This window comes from Kineococcus deserti, from assembly GCF_050871945.1.
Taxonomy (GTDB): domain Bacteria; phylum Actinomycetota; class Actinomycetes; order Actinomycetales; family Kineococcaceae; genus Kineococcus.
Genome location: NZ_JBJLSI010000008.1, coordinates 34547 through 53167, shown reverse-complemented (window position 1 = coordinate 53167; position 18621 = coordinate 34547). Strand labels below are relative to the sequence as shown.

Genomic DNA, 18621 nt, shown 5'->3' with positions numbered 1-18621 from the left:
CACCGCCATGCCCACTTCGCGTGCCGTCCCCGTCCACCCGCGGCGCGGGCGGCTGCAGCCCCTCGCCCTCGACCAGGCCGCCGTCACCGGTGGCTTCTGGGCGCACATGCAGCAGCTGAACCGCGACGCCGTCATCCCGCACTGCGACGAATCCCTCGAGAAGGTCGGCTGGATCGGCAACGTCCGCGCCGCCATCGAGGGAACCCTGGCCACCGAACGGGTGGGGCGGCTGTTCACCGACTCCGAGATCTACAAGCTGATGGAGGGCATGGCCTGGGAGCAGGCCCGGACGTCCTCCCCGGAACTGCGGGAACGGCTGACCGAACTCACCACGCTGCTCGCCGCTGCCCAGGCCGACGACGGGTACCTCAACACCTTCTACGGCTACGACGGCGGTCCGGCCCGCTACAGCGACCTGGAGTGGGGCCACGAGCTCTACTGCGCGGGGCACCTGCTGCAGGCCGCCGTCGCGATGCTGCGCACGGGTGTCGACGACGGGATGGCGAAGATCGCCGGTGCCGTCGCCGACCACGTCTGCGCCGAGTTCGCCGACGGGGCGCGCGAGGGGATCTGCGGCCACCCGGAGATCGAGACGGCGCTGGTGGAGATGTTCCGGCTCACCGGTGAGGAGAAGTACCTGGAGCAGGCCCGGTCGTTCGTCGAGCGCCGCGGCCGGCGCAGTCTCGGCGACACCATGTACGGCGGCCGCGACTACTACCAGGACAACGTCCCGGTGCGCGAGGCCGACGTCCTCGTCGGGCACTCGGTGCGCGCGCTCTACCTGACCGCCGGTGTCGTCGACGTCGCCGTCGAGACCGGTGACGAGGAGTTGCTGACGGCCGCGAAGCGCCAGTACGACCGGACACTGGAGCGCCGGACCTACCTGCACGGCGGGATGGGCTCCTACCACCACGGCGAGGCGTTCGGCGCGGACTTCGAACTTCCCGCCGACCGCGCCTACGCCGAGACCTGCGCCGGCATCGCCTCGATCATGGTGGCGTGGCGGCTGCTGCTGGCCACCGGTGAAGAGCGCTACGCCGACGTCATCGAGCGCACCCTGCACAACGTCGTCGCCGCCTGCCCCAGCGAGGACGGGCGCGAGTTCTTCTACGTCAACACGCTGCACCGCCGGACCCCCGGCGTCGACCCCGAACCCGGGGTCCCGAGCCTGCGGCGCACCGATGGCCGCCGCGCCTCGTGGTTCACGACGTCGTGCTGTCCGACGAACGCCGCCCGTACGCTCTCCAGCCTGGGCGGATACCTGGCCACGTCGGACGAGACCGGTTTGCAGATCCACCTCTACGCGCCGTCGACGTTGTCCGCGGAACTGTCGACCGGGCGGATCGCCGTCGAGGTCGACACCGAGTACCCCGCGAACGGTTCCGTGCGGGTTCGCGTCCGCGAGACCGTCGCCGGGCCGTGGACGCTGTCGTTGCGTGTTCCGGGCTGGAGCGGTTCGACGTCGATCACCGGTGCCGTCGAGACGAGTGCCGACCCCGGCCGCGCCGACCTGACCCGTGAGTGGGCCGTGGGCGACGAGGTGGAACTGCACCTCGACTGCTCGCCGCGGCTGGTGCGGGCGGACCCGCGGGTCGACGCGGTGCGCGGGTGCGTCGCGGTGGAGCAGGGGCCGCTGCTGCTGTGCGTGGAGTCCGTGGACCAGCCGGACGTCGACCTGGACCTCGTCGAGGTCCTCGGGGAGCCTGCCGTCGGCGGGTCGGTGCGGATGGCTGCGCGCGTCCGGCCGGAACCGTCGGCTTCCTGGCCGACCGCGGATGCGTGCGACGGTCAGGCCGTTCCGGTGACGTTGGAGTTCACGCCCTACTACGCGTGGGCGAACCGCGGGCCGTCGACGATGCGGGTGTGGTTGCCGGTCGCGGGTTCCTGAGGGGGTCGTGCCAGCGCGGCACCCATCACCCGGCACGCCGTTCGTGGACCCCGGGGTCCGGCGTGTCGCCGGACGGCTGCAGCGCTGGCACGACCCGCCGGTTCAGGATGCCCGGGACACCTCGGGCGCGGCCGACCCGACCGGCTCGTCCGCCAGCACCCGCGTGCAGCACGCGATGAGCAGCGGCACCGCCAGCATCGCCCCGACCGCGGGAACCGCGGCGCCGGAGTCGTTGACGGCGAAGCCGATGCCGAGCAGCACGACCAGGCACGCCAGCCCCGGCTTCAGGACCGGGTGGCGGTCGTAGGCGCGCTGCAGGACCGACACGCCCAGCACCTTCGGCCGCGCCAGGACGAAGGCGGTGAAGGCGGCCGCGAGCGCCAGGACCAGCGAGAGCATCCAGTTGCTGTAGAGGATCCGCAGGTTCTGGGCGGCCTTGCGCTCCACGACCTGCCAGGCGCCGCCGTCCAGCAGGGTCTGCACGAACCGGCCCAGGTGCGTCTGGTCGTCGACGGGCCGCAGCCAGTCCGCGACGGAGATCGCCGCCAGGGCCAGCACCGTGGCGCCGAGGATGAGCACGACGCGCCGGGTGGTGATCCGGACGCCGGCGACGACGAGGGCCAGGAACCCGAACGCGGGCAGGATCGCGGGCGGGCCGCCGAAGTCGCTGCCCAGCACCCCGTCGACGAACGTCGTCAGCAGGCCGAGGGCGGCCACGACGGCGACGGCCACCCGGCGGCGCCCGGTGCGGACCAGCCGGTCGGCGACGGCGATCGTGAACAGCAGCGAGCCCGTGGCGAAGAGCGCGAACTGCTGGTTGCCCAGCCCGTAGAACCGGCCGGCCACGACGGGCTGCAGGCCGTTGAGGCTGGAGGTGATGAGCCGCGAGCCGGTGGCGGTGTCGACGGCCAGCACCGCGGCCGTCACGAAGCCGACGAACCCCAGCGGGCCCAGGGCGGTCCGGCGCCACGGACCCAGCAGCGCGAGCGCGGTGATGACCGCGACGTACAGGGCGACGGCTCCGCTGACGGCGAGCAGGTGGCTGCCGGTGGTCTCGCCGTGGCGCCACCACGGGAGGGTGTTGGCCAGGAAGGTCGAGGCGCACACGGCGCCGAAGACGACGGCGATGCCGCGCAGCCAGGCCAGCACGCGCCGGCGGCCCGCCGGCCCGCCCCAGGCCTTGCGCAGCGCCAGCGTCGCCACGGCGTACAGGACGATCTGGGCCGAACCCCAGACGGTGAAGAACGGGCCGACGAGCGGCTGGACGGCCTGGGCGGCGGCGTCGAGGTCGCGGACCTTCTCCTCGCGGGAGGCGGCGTCGGCCCCGGGGTCGGTGGACGTCACCGGAGCCCCGACCAGGCCGGGCGTGCCGTGGTCGCTGCCCAGGGCCAGGGCCAGGACCGTGGGGGTGAGGTCGGTGGTCTGGACGATCGCGGTCTGCCGCGTCGAGCGCGACCCCAGGAACCCGTCGTAGCTGCCCGACCCCGGCTGCGGGCCGGTCGCGGCGCCGAACTGCAGGTGGGCGGTCTTGCCGGCGTCGGCCAGGGAGACGGCCAGCAGGGTGGTGTCCTGCGTGCCGGTGGAGTCGGCGATCGCGCGCTGGACCTGCGCGAGCACGGCGTCCACGGCGGCGACCTGCTCGGCGCGCGAGGCCGTCGGCGGGGTCTCCGCCGACGGCAGGTCCTCGGGGTCGCGGACGGTGCCGGCGTCGACGACGACCACCTGCCTGCCCGTCTCCAGGGCGTCCTGGACGTAGCCGCCGACGGCGACCGGGTCGTCCGCGGACGCGTAGGCGGGGACGGTGCCGGCGGTGTCGGCGAGCGCCACCGCGGCGCCCGGGCCGACGGCGAGGGTGCTCGTCCCGGCGTCGGCGAGGGCCTGGCCGAGGGTTCCGGGGACGGCGCTGAAGGTGTCGCCGTCGGCGATGCGCTGGTACTCGGCGAAGTCCGGTTGCACGCCGTCGACGGGTTCGGCGACCGGCGCGCACGGGGCGTTGACGTGCTGCGCCGACGTCCCGTCGAAGGCGGTGGCGCGACGGCCCGCGGACAGGCCCAGCCACCCGTCGGCCGGGCAGGCGGCCGTGAAGACGCTGCGGACGGCGACGGTGCCGATGGCGCCGGAGGTCATGGAGGCCAGGGCGGGGGTCGCCTCGGGGGACACGTCGCTCCAGCGGACCCCGGAGAACCCGACGACCACCAGGGGTGCCCGCTCGCTCGCCGCCTGCGCGGGCCCGGCCCCGGCACCCACGAGCACGACCAGCACCCCGAGGAGGGCGCAGAGCGCGCTCACCGCCCGGGGGAGGTGCTTGCGGGGGGCGGAGAGCCTGCTCTCCGCGGGCAGGGCGGGCGCGGTCGGGTGGGGCACGCCCTCAGGCTAGGGGCGCGGGTGGTCGGGACCTGTGTGGCGCTGGGGGAGGATCGGGGGGTGCTGACGGAGAGGACCGCCCGCGTTCCGGCCGGGGTGTGGCGGTGGCTGGGTGTGCTGGTGCTGCTCGTGGCGGTGGCGCCGATCGTGCACCGCTACCTCGTGGCCTACCCCGACGACCAGTGGCAGGTCGACCTGGAGGTGTACCGGGAGGCGGGGCGCTCGCTGCTCATCGGGCGGCCGGTCTACTCGTTCGCGACCGAGGTGCCGCAGCTGCTGCCGTTCACCTACCCCACGTTCTCGGCGGTGCTGTCGATCCCGCTGGCGCTGCTGCCGTGGTCGGTGGCGGGCTGGGTGTGGACGGCGTTCCAGCTGTTCCTGCTGTGGGTGGTCGTGGGCCTGGCGTTCCGGCCGCTGCTCGAGCGCGCCGGCACGGGCGCGGGGCTGGTGCAGGGGCTCGTCGCGGCGGCGTGCGTGTGGATCTCGCCGGTGGGGGAGAACATCCGCTTCGGTCAGGTCAACGCGGTCCTGGTGACGCTGTGCCTGCTGGACCTGGTGCGCGGCGCGGACGGCGTGCGGATCGGCCGGTTCACGGTCCGCTGGCCCCGGGGCGCCCTCGTCGGGGTGGCGGTGGCGATCAAGCTGACGCCGGGGGTCTTCCTCGTCCACTTCGCGATCACCCGGCAGTGGCGCGAGCTGCGCAACGCGGTCGCGGCCGCGGCGGGGGTGACGGTGGCGACGTTCGTGGTGGCGCCCGAGGCGTCGCTGGAGTTCTGGACGTCGGCCCTGCTGAACTCCGACCGGCTGGGGCCCAACGCGGGGTCGTCGAACCAGTCGCTGCGCGGGTTCGTCCTGCGGCTGTACCTGTCCGAGGGGACGACGACGCTGGTGTGGGGGCTGCTGGCGCTGGTGGCGGCCGTCGCCGGCTTCGCGCTGGCCCGGGCCCTGCACCGGCGCGGGTCGCTGGTCGGGGAGGTCGCTGCGTGCGGCATGGTCGCGGTCCTGGTCTCCCCGGTCTCCTGGCTGCACCACCTGTTGTGGGGTGTGGTCGTGCTCGGCGCGGTCGTCGGCGACGGCCGGGTGCGCCGACGGGTCGTGGCCGGGGTCGTGGGACTGCTGCTGCTGTGGATCGCGTGGCCGTGGTGGGGGGCGAACCTGCTCGCCGAGCGCAGCGTGCCCACGGTGCTGGCCCGGATCGTGCAGAACGGGGACTTGTGGTGGGCGTGTGCGTCGCTGCCCGTGATGTGGGTACTGGTGGGTCAACACACCCAGTCGAGATCACGGCTAGTGACTGAACGGTCGCATAGCGTTTAGGTTCCTTCTCCTCAGGGGATTGGTCCTGACACGCGACCACACACCGAGGGGGATCCGTGAGCGAGACGAGCCGAGGCCTGCGGCCCACCGTCGAGGCGTGGGAGTGGCAGCTGCTGGGTGCCTGCCGCGAGGCCGACCCGGAACTCTTCTTCCACCCCGAGCTCGAACGGGGCGCAGCCCGTCAGCACCGCGACGCCGCGGCCCTGGCGATCTGCGCCGAGTGCCCCGTGCTGCGCCAGTGCCGGCAGCACGTGCTGACGCACCGGGAGAACTACGGGGTCTGGGGAGGCCTGACCGAGGACCAGCGGGAGGCGATCTGGAGCGAGCGCACCGAGAAGCGCAAGCTGCGCCGCGCCGGCTGACCGGACCCGGCCGGCGCGATCTTCGCCACCGGCCGGGCTACTGTGCTCGACCGTGCTGCGCTACGCGTTCTTCGGCCCCGTCGGGACCTTCTCCGAGGCGGCGTTGCGGACCGTCATCGGTTCCGACGACCGGCAGGCCCCCGCCGTCGCGATGTCCAGCGTCGACGCCACGATCGAGGCCGTGCGCACCGGAGCGGCCGACGTCGGGTGCGTGCCGATCGAGAACTCCGTCGAAGGCGGCGTGCCCGCCACGCTGGACGGTCTGGCCACCGGTGACCCGCTCGTGGTCGTCGCCGAGGTCGTCATCCCCGTCTCGTTCGTGCTGGCGGTCAAGCCGGGCGTGCGGCTCGAGGACGTCACGCGCGTCAGCACCCACTCGCACGCCTACGCGCAGGTCCGGCACTGGCTGCACACCCACCTGCCCGAGGCGCTCTACGTCCCCGCCACGTCGACGGCCGCCTCGGCGCAGTCGCTGGCGGCCGAGCTCGACGGCGGTGAGCCGGCCGGCTTCGAGGGGGCCATCTGCGCGCCCTTCGCCGCCCGCCGCTTCGGCCTGGACGTCCTGGCCGAGCGCATCGAGGACCGCGAGGGCGCCCAGACGCGGTTCGTCCTGCTGTCCCGGCCCGGCCTGGAGGCGATGCCCGCACCCACCGGCAACGACAAGACCTCGCTCGTGGTCTTCCTGCGCGAGGAGCGGCCCGGTGCCCTCGTCGAAGCCCTCGAGCAGTTCGTCACCCGCGGGATCAACCTGACCCGCATCGAGTCCCGCCCCGCCGGCGACGCCCTGGGCCGGTACTGCTTCTCCATCGACTGCGACGGCCACGTGGCCGACGCCCGGGTCGGGGAGGCGCTCATGGGGCTGCACCGCGTGTGCGAGCAGGTCCGGTTCCTCGGCAGCTACCCGCGCTCGGACGGCGGGCGCACGATCACCGGCCACGGGCCCACCGAGACCGACTTCACCGCCGCCCAGGGGTGGCTCGACCGGCTGCGCAACGGCTCCGCCTCCTGACCGGGGCCAGCGCGTCCGGGACGCCGGTCCGCCCCTCCGAAGGGGGCGGTGGACACGTCCGTTGGAGTGGCGGGCCCACCCGATCCCGGTCGTGCTCTCGAGGAGCCGTCCGAGGCGGCCGATGGTGCTCCCGTGACCGAGAGCGCCGCGCCGACCGGAGCCGCCGTCGCCGCGGCCGTCCCGGACGTCGGCGCGCCCGCGGCGCACCGCCCCGCGCCACCGACGCCGACCGCAGCTCGTCCCGTCCCACCGGATCCGGTGGGGGTGACGAGGTGAGCGCACCGCCGTGGCGTCGTCCGGACCTGCTGCTCGTCGCGGCGCTGGTCCTGTTCGCGCCGGTCTACCTGTCCTTCGACAGCCGGTTCGCGATCGACCTGGGCCTGGTGATCGGCTCGGTGCTGTGCTGCGCCGTCCTGGTCCTCGCGGGCCTGCGCCGGCGCCCGTTCTCGCGCTGGCTGCCGTGGGTCCTCGCGCACGCGCTGTTCGCCGTCGTGCAGGTGCTGTTCTTGCGGCTGTCCCACCTGGGCCTGTCGACGTTCCCCACACCCGCCGACGCCGTCTACCTCGTCGGCGACCTCGTGCTCTTCGTCGCCATCGTGCGGCTCGTGCCCGGCCCGGCCGGCGGCCGCAGCCGGGGCCTGGTCCTGGAGACCGCCGTCGTCACCGCGAGCGTCACCGTGCTGCTCTTCGTCTTCTCCGTGCTGCCCGCGGCGAACGGTGACGGCCCCGTCCTCGCCCGGCTGGTCTCGATCGCCTACCCGGTCGTGGACCTGGCGATCATCCACCTGCTGGCCCGCTCGGCCGGCGGCGGCACGCGCCCGCCCGCGTTCTGGCTGCTCAGCGCCGGTCTGCTGGCCACGGTCGCGGCCGACGTCAGCTACACCGTCGTCACCTACCTCGGCACCTACTCCGCGCCGGCCTGGATCAACTACCTGTGGATGGCGCGCTACGCCCTCGTCGCGGCCGCGACACTGGCCCCCTCGGCCTCCCGCCTGGGCCTGCGCCCGGCGGGCGAGCGCGCCGACGACGCCCAGCTGCGGCTGCCCGTCCTGGCCCTCGCCGCCGTCCTGCCCTCCGCGGCCGTCGTGGCCGAGGTCGCGATCGCCGGCGAGGGCCCCGAGCGGCTGCCCCTGCTGCTGCTGGCCACCGGATCGGTCCTCGTCCTGGCGTTGCTGCTGGCCCGGGTGGGGGACCTGCTGCGGGTGGTGCGCACCCAGGCCGCCGTCGTCGAGCGTCTCGCCGACACCGACCCGCTCACCGGGTTGCCCAACCGCCGCGCCTGGGACGCCGAGGTGGCCCGCACCTTCGTCGCGGCTCGCGCCACCGGCGCACCCGTCCAGGTCGCCATCGTCGACCTGGACCACTTCAAGGAGTTCAACGACACCCGCGGCCACGACGGCGGCGACGCCCTGCTCGTCGCCGCGGCCGCGGCCTGGCGCGCCGCCCTGCCGGGGGCGTTCATCGCCCGCTGGGGCGGTGAGGAGTTCACCGTCCTGCTGCTGGGCGCGGACGCCGAGCAGGCCGCGCTCCGGCTGCGCGGCGTGCACGCCGGCGTCCCCGACCACCAGACCTGCTCGATCGGCGTCGCGCAGTGGAACGGCTCGGAGGTCCCGCCGGCCGCGCTGGCCCGGGCGGACAAGGCGCTGTACCGCGCCAAGGGCGAGGGACGCGACCGCACGGTCGTCGACGACGGCCGGCGGGCGACGCTCAGCGCGCTGCCCGCCTGATCGCGCCCGGGCCGGGCGCGGGGCCTCAGCGCGAGCGGTGCAGCGGGGGACAGCGCACGAGCAGCGCCCCCGGGTCCACCGAGAGCGTGACCCGGTGGGCGGCGCCGATCGGGTCGCCGTCCAGCTCCACCTCCTGGGCCTCCTCGCAGGTGACCTCGAACCGCTTGCCACGCAGGTGCTCGACCCGGCGCTGCCCGCGCCGGTCGCGGGTGGCGATCGCCCACGCCACCTCGCCCCAGCCGATCCCGCCGCGCGGGGAGAGCACGACGGCGTCCAGGAACCCGTCGTCGATCTCGGCGTCCGGCATGAGCACCAGCTGCCTGGTCAGCTTGCCGCAGTTGCCGACGATGACGGCCCGGGTGCGCGCCGACGTCGGCGCCTGCCCGTCGACGGAGATCCGCACCTTGGCCTGCGGCCCCCACAGCGCCCGCGCGCCCGAGACGACGTAGGCGCCGTAACCCAGCCGCTGCTTGAGCCGGTCCTCCACCCCGGCCATCATCGCCGCGTCGAAGCCCAGCCCCGCCATCACCAGGAACGCGTGCCGCTCCGGCTCGGCGTCCCGCCCGGTCCGGTCGACCTCCAGCCAGCCCACGTCCACGGCGTGGTCGGACTCGGAGAACACCAGGTCCAGCGCCGCGGCCAGGTCGGTGAACGGCACGTCCAGGTTGCGGGCCAGCAGGTTCCCCGTCCCGGCCGGCAGCAGCGCCATCGGCGTTCCCGTCCCGGCCAGCCCCTGCGCGACGGCCCGCACCGTCCCGTCACCGCCCGCGGCCAGCACCACGTCGACGCCCTGCGCGGCGGCCTGGCGGGCCTGGGTGGTGCCGTGCTCGGTGGGAGTCGTCTGCAGCCACAGCGGGTCGCCCCAGCCGTGCGAGCGGAACACCGCCGCCACGTACGCCTGGCGGCGGCGCAGCGCGTGCTCGTCCAGGGTGAGGAACTTCGTCGGGTTCACCACGATCGCCGCCCGGCGCCGCCGTTCCGGGGCCGTGGCGGGATCCTCGTGCGGGCTCGTCGGCGGCACCTGCTGGGCGCGCAGCCGGGCGGTCGCCCGGCGCTCGCGGGCCAGCAGCGAGAACGTCACGACCAGCGCGACGGCGAGCAGGACGGCCAGGGCGCCGGTGCCGAACAGGTCCGCCAGCGTCATCCGGTCACGCTACCCGCCGGGGAACTGGGGCGAGCCGGCGACCGGCGACCCGTTAGTGTCGTGGCGTGATCGACCTGCGACAGCTGAGGGACGAGCCGGACGTCGTCCGCGCCAGCCAGCGGGCCCGTGGCGAGGACGAGGGCCTCGTCGACCGGGTCCTGGACCTCGACGTGCGGCGGCGCACCGCGATCGCCGAGTTCGAGCGGCTGCGCGCCGAGCAGAAGTCCCGCGGCAAGGAGGTCGCGGCCGCCAAGGGCGAGCAGAAGCAGGCGCTGCTGGCCGGCGTCAAGGAACTGGCCGAGCAGGTCAAGGCCGCCGAGGCCGAGTCGAACCGGATCGGGCAGGAGTTCGAGGCCGCCATCCGCTCGATCCCCAACGTCGTCGAGGACGGCGTCCCGTCCGGCGGCGAGGACGACTACGTCGTCCTGCAGGAGTTCGGCACGCCACCGCAGCTGCCCGAGGGCCTGGACGCCTGGCGCGACCACCTGGAACTGGGCGAACTGCTCGGCGCCATCGACGTCGAACGCGGCGTCAAGGTGTCGGGTTCGCGGTTCTACTTCCTCACCGGGGTCGGCGCGCGCCTGGAGCTGGCGTTGCTGAACCTGGCCGTGTCCAAGGCCGTCGCGGCCGGTTTCACCCCGATGATCACCCCGACGCTGGTGAAGCCGGAGGTGATGGCGGGCACCGGTTTCCTCGGCGCGCACGCCGCCGAGGTGTACCACCTCCAGGAGGACGACCTCTACCTCACCGGGACCTCCGAGGTCGCCCTGGCGGGGTACCACGCCGACGAGATCGTCGACCTGTCGGCGGGTCCGAAGCGGTACGCCGGCTGGTCGGCCTGCTACCGCCGCGAGGCCGGCTCCTACGGCAAGGACACCCGCGGCATCATCCGGGTCCACCAGTTCCACAAGGTGGAGATGTTCTCGTACTGCCGCGCCGAGGACGCCTCGGCCGAGCACCAGCGGTTGCTGGGTTTCGAGCAGGAGATGCTGGGCGCGATCGAGGTCCCCTACCGGGTCATCGACACCGCGGCCGGCGACCTGGGGACGTCGGCGGCGCGCAAGTTCGACTGCGAGGCGTGGATCCCCTCGCAGAGCGCCTACCGCGAACTGAGCTCGACCTCGAACTGCACGACGTTCCAGGCCCGCCGGCTCGGGGTGCGCGAGCGCCTCGAAGAGGGGTCGGGCACCCGTCCGGTCGCGACGCTGAACGGCACCCTCGCGACGACCCGCTGGATCGTGGCCATCCTGGAGAACCACCAGCAGGCCGACGGCTCGGTCCGGGTTCCGGCTGCCCTGCAGCCCTTCCTGGGCCTGGAGGTCCTCACCCCGGTCGGCTGAGCGGCCGGTCGGGACTGCTCAGTGCAGGCTCGGGCCGTAGGCTGCGGGACGTGAGTGGTGGCCTGCAGGGCGTGCTGGTGGCGCTCGACGTCGACGGGACCGTCGTCGACCTGGACGAATCGATGTCCGACCGTGTCCGCGAGGCGGTGCACCGGGTGGTGGCCGAGGGGGCCCACGTCGTCATCGCGACGGGGCGCTCGCTGCACGGGACGCTGCCGATCCTGCAGCGCCTGGGCCTGCGCTCGGGGTTCGCGGTCTGCTCCAACGGGGCCGTCACGGTCGAGCTCGACCCGGACGAACCCGAGGGGTACCGCGTGGTCTCCCTGCACACCTTCGACCCCTCCGGGGTGGCCGAGGCGCTGCGCGAGCACCTGCCCACCGGGCTGTTCGCCGTCGAGGTCCTGGGGAAGGGTTTCAAGCTCACCGCCCCCTTCCCCGACGGCGAGCTGACGGGGGAGATGGACGTCGTGCCGTTCGCCGAGCTGTTCGACGAACCCGTCATGCGCGTGGTCGTCCGCAGCCCCGAGCACACCTCCGCCGAGTTCTCCCGGCTCGTCGAGCAGGTCGGCCTGCACGGTGTGGCGTACTCCGTCGGCTGGACGGCCTGGCTGGACCTGGCCCCCGACGGGGTGACGAAGGCCAGCGCGCTGGAGGACGTCCGGATGCGCCTGGACGTGGCCGCGACCTCCACCGTGGCCGTCGGCGACGGACGCAACGACGTCGAGATGCTGCGCTGGGCCGGCCGGGGGGTCGCCATGGGCAACGCCCCCGCCGAGGTGCAGGCCGTCGCCGACGCCGTCACCGCGACGGTCGACGACGACGGCCTCGCGCTCGTCCTGGAGGACCTCGTCGACGCCGGCCTGCCGGCCGCCTGAGGGTCCCGCCTGCGCGGAACCCGCGACGTCGCGCAGCCGGCCGACCGGTGCAGCCGAACCGTTGCGGCGCAACCCGTCGCGCCGGGCGTGCGCTGGTGCCGCCGGTCCCTCCGCGATCCGTTCGCAGGAACGAGCCGGGATGGGAGGATGGGCGGGTGAACCCCGAAACCCCCGCCGGAACCCTCGACCACGAGCTGGAGGCGCAGGAGGCCGAACGGGACTTCGCCCGCGCCTGGCGCCTGGTGGCCACCGACCTGGACGGGACGGTCATCCCGCGCGACCGCGGCCTGTCCGCCCGCACGCTGGCCGCCTTCGCGGCCTGTGACCGCGCGGGCATCCCGGTCGTCCCGGTGACCGGCCGCCCGCCGCGCTGGGTGACCCCGCTGGCCAGCGAGGCGGGACTGCGGGGGCAGGTCGTCTGCGCCAACGGGGCGGTCGTCTACGACCTGGACTCCGACGAGGTGGTGCGCCAGCACGCCATCGCGGTCGACGTGATCCGCGAGGTGGAGGCCCGGCTGCGGCCGTTGCTGCCGGGCATCGGGTTCGCGCTGGAGGCCGTCGTCGGGTTCCGCCGCGAGGAGGCCTACGCCACGCGCTTCGACACCGGTCTGGAACAGCGCGTCGCCCCGTTCGAGGAGCTGCTGCTGGACTCCCCGCCGGTGGTCAAGGTCCTGGCCAAGTGCCCCGGCGTCGACAGCGACGCGATGCTCGAGGTGGCCGACGGCGCGCTGGAGGGCGTGGTGAACGTGACGCACTCCAACGCCGCCGACTCCCTCATCGAGATCATGGCCGCCGGGATCAGCAAGGCCTCCACGCTCGCCGAGGTCGCCGCCGACCGCGGGATCGGCGCCGAGGGGGTCGTCGCGTTCGGGGACATGCCCAACGACCTGGAGATGCTGCGCTGGGCCGGCCGCTCCTACGCGATGGCCGACGGTCACCCCGACGCGCGGACCGCGGCCGACGCCCTCGCGCCGGCGTGCGGGGACGACGGCGTCGCCCAGGTGCTGGAGAGGTTGCTCAGCTCGCGCTGATCCGGCCGATGGCCCGCACCACGACGCGGACGCCGTCGACGGAGTCGGGCAGGTCCAGCCCGTCCGGTCCGTCGACGACGTTGACCTTGACGGCCCACTCGGCCCCGACGTGCGTCAGCCCGACCCCGTTGACGCGTGGATCAGCGCCGACGAGGTCCTGGACGTGCGACTTCGCGGCGCGCGCGGCATCCCGGTCGCTCAAGGTGCCCCCTCGGTCGACTACGCCGCAGCGGCCCGCCGCCGGACGTCGTTCAGACCACCAGTGTCGCACCGAGGCGCTCGAGCACAAGGCCGATCGGGTTGCAGAACGTCAGCCCCGCGCCGTTCGCGCCGCCGCGCTCGCTGCCCGCGAACAGCAGCCCGACGGCCTGGCGGGTGTCGGGGCGGAACACCAGGGACCCCGAGTCGCCGCCGGCCGAGAAGGCCCCGACCTCGCCGGTGACCTCGAACTGGCCGTCGAAGCTCACCACGCCCACCGGGTACTGCACGGCGACGTCGTCCAGTTCGATGGCGCTGATGCGACCCCTGGTCCAGCCCGTGGTGCGGCCGACCTTCTCCACGGCGACCTCGTCGTCGGGTTCGGCCCAGCCCGTCAGCCGGCCACCGGGGTAGTCCAGGTCCACGCCCGAGGCGTCGGCCACGTCCTCCAGCAACGCGATCGCGGCGTCGACGGCGTTGCCGCCGCCGGCCTCCAGCGCCACCGCGCGGGCCAGCCGGCCGACGCGGTCGGCGGCCGAACCGCCGTCGTACGGGCCCGGCTGCAGCACCGGGTCGTCGAGCGCGGCCTGGTCGGAGTTGGCCAGGACGTGGTTGTTGGACAGCACGAACAACCCGTCCGACCCCTCGACCGTGACGAACCCGCCGAGGGTTCCGGCGGTGACGTCCCGCTGCGCGATCGACAGGCCGGGGTGCAGCGGACGCACCCTGCGCTGCATGGACTCCGCCGACCACGTGCCGGGTTCGGCGGGTGCGGTCAGCGCCTGCACGAGACCGATCTCGCGGATGTCCACCTCGTCGCCGGCGGTGCCGTCGGCCAGTGCACGGGCGCTGTCGGCCAGCACCTCACCGCGGGTGCCGGAGTAGCGCACGGCCAGGCCGTAGCGGGGCCCGTCCCCACCGTGCCCCAGGACGCTGATCCCGACGCTGGCCACCCCGGTGGGACGTTCGAGCGAGGAAGCCTGCACCACCCCGGCGAGCAGCCGGGCCTTGAGTTCGCGAGCGTTGTCGATGTGCACGAGACATCCCCCTGACGGTCGATCCGATCACCCGGCTGTGAACCGGACTGAGCACACCGTGACAGCGCCCTCCGACACAACCCCCGGGGAGGGGGTTTCGGGACGCGGTTTCGGACCGTTGACGCATCGGGCCGGTAGGTCCGGCCCATCGTCACAACGGTCCGCCCCGTCCGGCCCGATGCGTCAACGGTCCGCGACCGGCGGCAGGTCGGCGAGGTCCTCGGCCTTCTCCACGGCCCGCTCGACCGCGGCCAGCAGCTCGGGGTCGGCCGTCCCCGAGACCCGCACCATCGCGGCGGCCTCGGCGACCTGCGCGCACGCCGTCGCCGTCCGCGTCATCCGCCGGTGGACCTCGGGGTGCTGCCCGTCCGGTCCCCGCGGCACGAGCATCGTCTCGGAGGGGGCGACCTCCTGGGCCCGCAGGCACTGCGCGCGCACGGCTCGCGCGACGAGGTCGACGCGCGGCAGGAACTGCTCGAGGGCCTCGCGGGCCGGGCCGGGCGGGGTGCCGTCGACGACCTGTTCGACGCGGCGCACCGCCCGGTCCACCGAGTGGTGGGCGCGCTGCCAGACCCCCTCGCCGAGGGGGTCCGGCGCCCGGCGCCAGAACGCGAGCTTCAGAGGTACTGCCCGGTGCCGGGGGTGTGCACCCGGGGCATCCCGTCCCCGCTGCGGGGACGACCCTGCTGCTGCGGCGGCCCGGCGACCCCCGGCAGCGCCCGGCGCATCTCCTGCAGCTGCGCCTGCGCGGCCATCTGCTGGGCCACCAGGGCGGTCTGGATGCCGTGGAACAGGCCTTCGAGCCAGCCCACGAGCTGGGCCTGGGCGATGCGCAGCTCGCTCTCGGAGGGGGTCTGGCCCTCGGCGAACGGCAGGGCGATGCGGCGCAGCTCCTCCACGAGGTCGGGCGAGAGCCCGTCCTCGAGCTCGGACAGCGACCGTTCGTGGACCTCGGCGAGCCGGCTGCGGCCGGCCTCGTCCAGCGGAGCCGACCGGACCTCCTCGAGCAGCTGCTTGATCATGCTGCCGATGCGCATGACCTTGGCCGGCTGGGACACCAGGTCCGCGGGACCGGGCTCACCCTCCTCGAGCGGTTCGGCGATGCCCATGCCCTGCGGGGTCACCACGACGACCCGGGGGTCCGGGCCGTCCGCGGTCTCTCGCGGCGCGTCGGGCGGGGTGGGGTCCTCGGGGGCGGCGGAGCCGGAGGTGGAGTCGGACATGCGCCCATCCTGCCCTCAGGCCCGGCGGCGCACCTCCCGCGGGAGGGCCCGGGCGGCCAGCAGGACCGTCAGCGCCACCGCCGCGCCCGCGACGACGTACGACGTGGTCAGCGGCGCCGAACCCGCGTAGACGACGACCAGCGCTGCGGCGCAGGCGATCGGCACGACGACGGCCAGCGTCGTCAGCCGGCCCCGCAGCCGCACGTCCCGGCTCGGCAGCACCTGCACCAGGCAGAAGACGATCGAGCCGACGAGCGCGGAGGCCAGCACGTCGCTGACCCGGTGCCAGCCGTCGGCGATGACGAAGGCGCCCATCGCCCCGGCCGCCGCGGCACCGGCCAGGGCCACGGGGAACCGCAGCCAGCGCGGCGCGACGACCAGCGCCCCCAGCGCCAGTCCCAGGACCGCGGCGGTGTGCCCGCTGGGCAGGCTGTTCGAGGCGTAGCCGCCGTCGACGAGGTCGGGACGTTCGAGCAGGACGAGCTTGAGCAGCTCGGTGAGCCCCAGGGTGCCGGCCGAGACCACCACCCCCCGCACGGCCCGCCACGGTCGGCCGAACAGCAACCCGGCCACGCCGACCACGGCGATGCCCAGGACGAGGTGGAGCGGTTCCAGCCGCTCCACCAGCTCGAACGCCCGGCCCAGCCAGCCCGTGGCCGAGCCCCGGGTGGCGACCGCGTCGGCGTGCAACCGATCCTCGTGGGCCTGACCCGTCGCCGTGCGGACGCACACGTAGTAGAGGACGGCCAGGGCCAGGAGCTGCCAGAACGCGCCGTTCAGCGCCGCGAGGGACCAGGTCCGCCGGCCCGGCCGGGACCGCGGGGCTGTGACGTGCTGGGAGGGGGCTGCCGCGCTCACCCTCCCACTGTGCGGCACGCGCGGTGTCCGCGCGCACCGCACGCGGTGCAGGGAACGTGAGGTTCCTGTGATCCGTCAGGTCCCCGCGGGATCAGCGCGAGGCGTGGTCCAGCGCGGTCAGCTCGTCCGCGCTCAGCTCCAGGTCCATGGAGGCCAGCAGCGCGGGCAGCTGCTCGACCGTGCGGGCGCTGGCGATGGGCGCCACGACCGTCTCCTGCTGCCGCAGCCACGCCAGCGCGACGCTGGCGACCTCGACGCCGTGGTGGGCCGCCGCCGCGTCCAGCGCCTCCAGCACCTTCGGGCCGCGCGGCTGCTCGAGGTACTTCGCGGCGTTGGCCTGCCGCTGGGACTGCGCCAGCTGCCCGGGCCGGTACTTGCCGGTGAGGAACCCCGAGGCCAGCGCGTAGTAGGGGATCGACGCCAGGCCGTTGGCCGCCACGACCGGTGCGGCGTCGCGCTCGTACTCCTCGCGCTCGACGAGGCTGTAGTTGTTCTGCAGGGCGACGTAGGCGGTGAAGCCCTCCCGCCGGGACACCTCCAGCGCCTCCTGCAACCGGGCGCCGGTGTGGTTCGACGCCCCGATCGCGCGGACCTTGCCCGCCCGGACCAGCTCGTCGTACGCCCCCAGGGTCTCCTCCAGCGGGGTGTTCCGGTCGTCCTGGTGCGACCAGTACAGGTCGATGCGGTCGGTCTGCAGCCGCTGCAGGGACTCGTCGACGGCCTTGCGGATCGTGTCGGCGCCCAGGCCCTTGCGGTCCTCCTTGCTGGCGACCTTGGTCGCCAGGACGATCCGGTCCCGCTTGCCGCTGCGGGCCAGCCAGGTGCCGATGTACGTCTCGGAGATGCCCGCCCCGCCGTCCGACCACGCCGAGTACACGTCCGCGGTGTCGACGAAGTCGCCGCCGCCGTCGACGAACGCGTCCAGGACGCGGTGCGACTCCGCCTCGTCGGCGGTCCAGCCGAAGACGTTGCCGCCGAGGCTGAGCGGACGGACGTCGAGTTCCGAGGTGCCGATGCGTGTCATGCCGTCAGGCAACCACCCGGCACGGGGGGACGCGACCGCAGACCCCGCCTCAGACCTGCGTGTCCGGCTCCTCGGTCACCCGTCGGGTGCGCAGCCGCGCGGACAACGGCATCCGCCGCGGCTGCACACCCCGGGCGCGACGGCGGATCAGCGCGGCGCGACGTTCCAGGAGGAGCGCGGTCCGGCGCCAGGCACGGTCCCGGTCTTCCCGGTCGTCCCGGTCACCGGGTCCACCCCGGTCCTGCGTCGGCAAAGCTGCTCCTCGATCGGTTGCGGCGCTTCGGTTGCCGCACTCTGGCACGACGTCCGGCGCCCCGCACCCCGGCTACGCGAAGTCGGTGCTCGTGCTCAGCTCGCGCCAGACGTTCACCTCGGCCACCCGCTGCTCCAGCACCGAGTCGATGGCGCTCAGCGCGTCGCTGCCCAGGAAGATCGACGACGGCGGGTTCTCCGCCTCGGCGATCGCGATCATCGCCGCGGCCGCCTTGGCCGGGTCGCCCGGCTGCGTGCCGTGCACGGTGTCGTTCTCGATGCGGCGCTTGCCGGCCGTCTGCGCGTAGTCGGCGATCGGCTCGGCCGACTGCGTCAGGGACCGGCCCGCGAAGTCGGTGCGGAACCCGCCCGGCGCCACGATCGTCACCGAGATCCCCAGCGGCGCCAGCTCCTGGCGCAGCGAGCGGGACAGCGCCTCCAGCGCCGCCTTGGCCGCCGCGTAGTACCCCGAACCGGGCGGGCACACGTGCGCGCCGATCGAGGACACGTTCAGCACCGAACCGCTGCGCCGGGCCCGCATGCCGGGCAGCACGGCCTTCAGGACCGACGTCGCGCCGAAGACGTGGGTCGCGAACAGCTTCTCCACGTCGGCGTCGTCGGCCTCCTCCACGGCCGCGCGGTACCCGTACCCGGCGTTGTTGACGACGACGTCGATGCCGCCGAAGCGCTCCTCGGCCCGACGCACCGCCTCGGTGACCTGCGCGGGGGAGGTGACGTCGAGGGACAGCGCCAGGGCGGAGTCGGGGTGCGCCTGCGCCAGGTCCTCGACCCGCGCGGCGTCGCGGGCGGTGACGACGGCGTTGTGACCGCGTTCGAGGACGGCCTGCGCGAGCGAACGCCCCAGACCCGTCGAGCAACCGGTGATGAACCACGTGGACATGACCCGACCCTCTCAGCCCCGCCCCGCCCCCGCCAGGTGCTGCCGGTCACCCCCTCGATCGGGTAGGACTGATC

The 18621-nt window shown here is 74.3% G+C and carries 18 protein-coding genes; 8 read left to right on the top strand and 10 right to left on the bottom strand.

Annotation, left to right across the window (positions count from 1 at the left end; all coding sequences use genetic code 11):
* Positions 1–7 precede the first annotated feature (7 nt).
* A complete protein-coding gene (locus ACRYR2_RS08675) occupies positions 8–1888 on the top strand; it encodes a glycoside hydrolase family 127 protein (protein WP_432562450.1) in 1881 nt (626 codons plus the stop codon).
* A 102-nt stretch (positions 1889–1990) separates the two neighbouring features.
* Here ACRYR2_RS08675 and ACRYR2_RS08670 read toward each other — a convergent pair whose 3' ends face one another.
* A complete protein-coding gene (locus ACRYR2_RS08670) occupies positions 1991–4252 on the bottom strand; it encodes a hypothetical protein (protein ID WP_432562449.1) in 2262 nt (753 codons plus the stop codon).
* A 60-nt stretch (positions 4253–4312) separates the two neighbouring features.
* On the opposite strand from ACRYR2_RS08670, the gene ACRYR2_RS08665 reads away from it, so the two are divergent.
* From ACRYR2_RS08665 to ACRYR2_RS08650, 4 genes are all read left to right on the top strand, one after another.
* The gene (locus ACRYR2_RS08665; protein ID WP_432562448.1) at positions 4313–5566 is read left to right on the top strand and encodes a glycosyltransferase 87 family protein; all 1254 of its coding nucleotides are present in this window, start codon (positions 4313–4315) and stop codon (positions 5564–5566) included.
* A gap of 56 nt (positions 5567–5622) precedes the next feature.
* Positions 5623–5928 (top strand): WhiB family transcriptional regulator, encoded by a 306-nt coding sequence (locus ACRYR2_RS08660; protein WP_432562447.1) that lies wholly within the window; start codon positions 5623–5625, stop codon positions 5926–5928.
* Positions 5929–5980: 52 nt separating this feature from the next.
* Positions 5981–6937, top strand: coding sequence for a prephenate dehydratase (gene pheA / locus ACRYR2_RS08655; RefSeq protein ID WP_432562446.1), 957 nt, complete (start codon positions 5981–5983; stop codon positions 6935–6937).
* Between the two features lie 272 nt (positions 6938–7209).
* Positions 7210–8664, top strand: coding sequence for a GGDEF domain-containing protein (locus ACRYR2_RS08650; RefSeq protein ID WP_432562445.1), 1455 nt, complete (start codon positions 7210–7212; stop codon positions 8662–8664).
* A 25-nt stretch (positions 8665–8689) separates the two neighbouring features.
* Here the strand turns inward: ACRYR2_RS08650 and ACRYR2_RS08645 are convergent, their stop codons facing one another.
* Complete coding sequence (locus ACRYR2_RS08645; protein WP_432562444.1) at positions 8690–9808, bottom strand: diacylglycerol/lipid kinase family protein; 1119 nt, start codon at positions 9806–9808, stop codon at positions 8690–8692.
* Positions 9809–9873: 65 nt separating this feature from the next.
* On the opposite strand from ACRYR2_RS08645, the gene serS reads away from it, so the two are divergent.
* The 3 genes from serS to ACRYR2_RS08630 all read left to right on the top strand — a co-directional run bounded on the left by serS (position 9874) and on the right by ACRYR2_RS08630 (position 13054).
* The gene (serS, locus tag ACRYR2_RS08640; RefSeq protein WP_432562443.1) at positions 9874–11148 is read left to right on the top strand and encodes a serine--tRNA ligase; all 1275 of its coding nucleotides are present in this window, start codon (positions 9874–9876) and stop codon (positions 11146–11148) included.
* A 50-nt stretch (positions 11149–11198) separates the two neighbouring features.
* Complete coding sequence (locus tag ACRYR2_RS08635; RefSeq protein ID WP_432562442.1) at positions 11199–12023, top strand: HAD family hydrolase; 825 nt, start codon at positions 11199–11201, stop codon at positions 12021–12023.
* A gap of 155 nt (positions 12024–12178) precedes the next feature.
* Positions 12179–13054 (top strand): HAD family hydrolase, encoded by an 876-nt coding sequence (locus ACRYR2_RS08630; RefSeq protein ID WP_432562441.1) that lies wholly within the window; start codon positions 12179–12181, stop codon positions 13052–13054.
* On the opposite strand, the gene ACRYR2_RS08625 is transcribed toward ACRYR2_RS08630, so the two are convergent.
* From ACRYR2_RS08625 to ACRYR2_RS08590, 8 genes are all read right to left on the bottom strand, one after another.
* Positions 13041–13256 carry a hypothetical protein gene (locus ACRYR2_RS08625; protein ID WP_432562440.1) on the bottom strand — a complete coding sequence of 72 codons (216 nt, stop codon included), beginning with the start codon at positions 13254–13256 and terminating at the stop codon, positions 13041–13043. The genes ACRYR2_RS08630 and ACRYR2_RS08625 overlap by 14 nt on opposite strands.
* 49 nt (positions 13257–13305) lie before the next feature.
* On the bottom strand, positions 13306–14289 hold the full coding sequence (locus tag ACRYR2_RS08620; RefSeq protein WP_432562439.1) for a chymotrypsin family serine protease: 984 nt from the start codon (positions 14287–14289) through the stop codon (positions 13306–13308).
* A 183-nt stretch (positions 14290–14472) separates the two neighbouring features.
* Positions 14473–14826 (bottom strand): hypothetical protein, encoded by a 354-nt coding sequence (locus tag ACRYR2_RS08615; protein ID WP_432562438.1) that lies wholly within the window; start codon positions 14824–14826, stop codon positions 14473–14475.
* An 80-nt stretch (positions 14827–14906) separates the two neighbouring features.
* Positions 14907–15512: a bacterial proteasome activator family protein gene (locus tag ACRYR2_RS08610; protein ID WP_432562437.1), complete on the bottom strand. Its 606-nt coding sequence runs from the start codon at positions 15510–15512 to the stop codon at positions 14907–14909.
* Between the two features lie 15 nt (positions 15513–15527).
* Entirely contained in the window at positions 15528–16370 is an 843-nt protein-coding gene (locus ACRYR2_RS08605) for a phosphatase PAP2 family protein (RefSeq protein ID WP_432562436.1), read from the bottom strand.
* A gap of 91 nt (positions 16371–16461) precedes the next feature.
* Positions 16462–17394 (bottom strand): aldo/keto reductase, encoded by a 933-nt coding sequence (locus ACRYR2_RS08600; RefSeq protein ID WP_432562435.1) that lies wholly within the window; start codon positions 17392–17394, stop codon positions 16462–16464.
* Between the two features lie 49 nt (positions 17395–17443).
* Positions 17444–17647 (bottom strand): hypothetical protein, encoded by a 204-nt coding sequence (locus ACRYR2_RS08595; protein WP_432562434.1) that lies wholly within the window; start codon positions 17645–17647, stop codon positions 17444–17446.
* Between the two features lie 72 nt (positions 17648–17719).
* On the bottom strand, positions 17720–18547 hold the full coding sequence (locus tag ACRYR2_RS08590) for an oxidoreductase (RefSeq protein WP_432562433.1): 828 nt from the start codon (positions 18545–18547) through the stop codon (positions 17720–17722).
* Between the last annotated feature and the right edge of the window lie 74 nt (positions 18548–18621).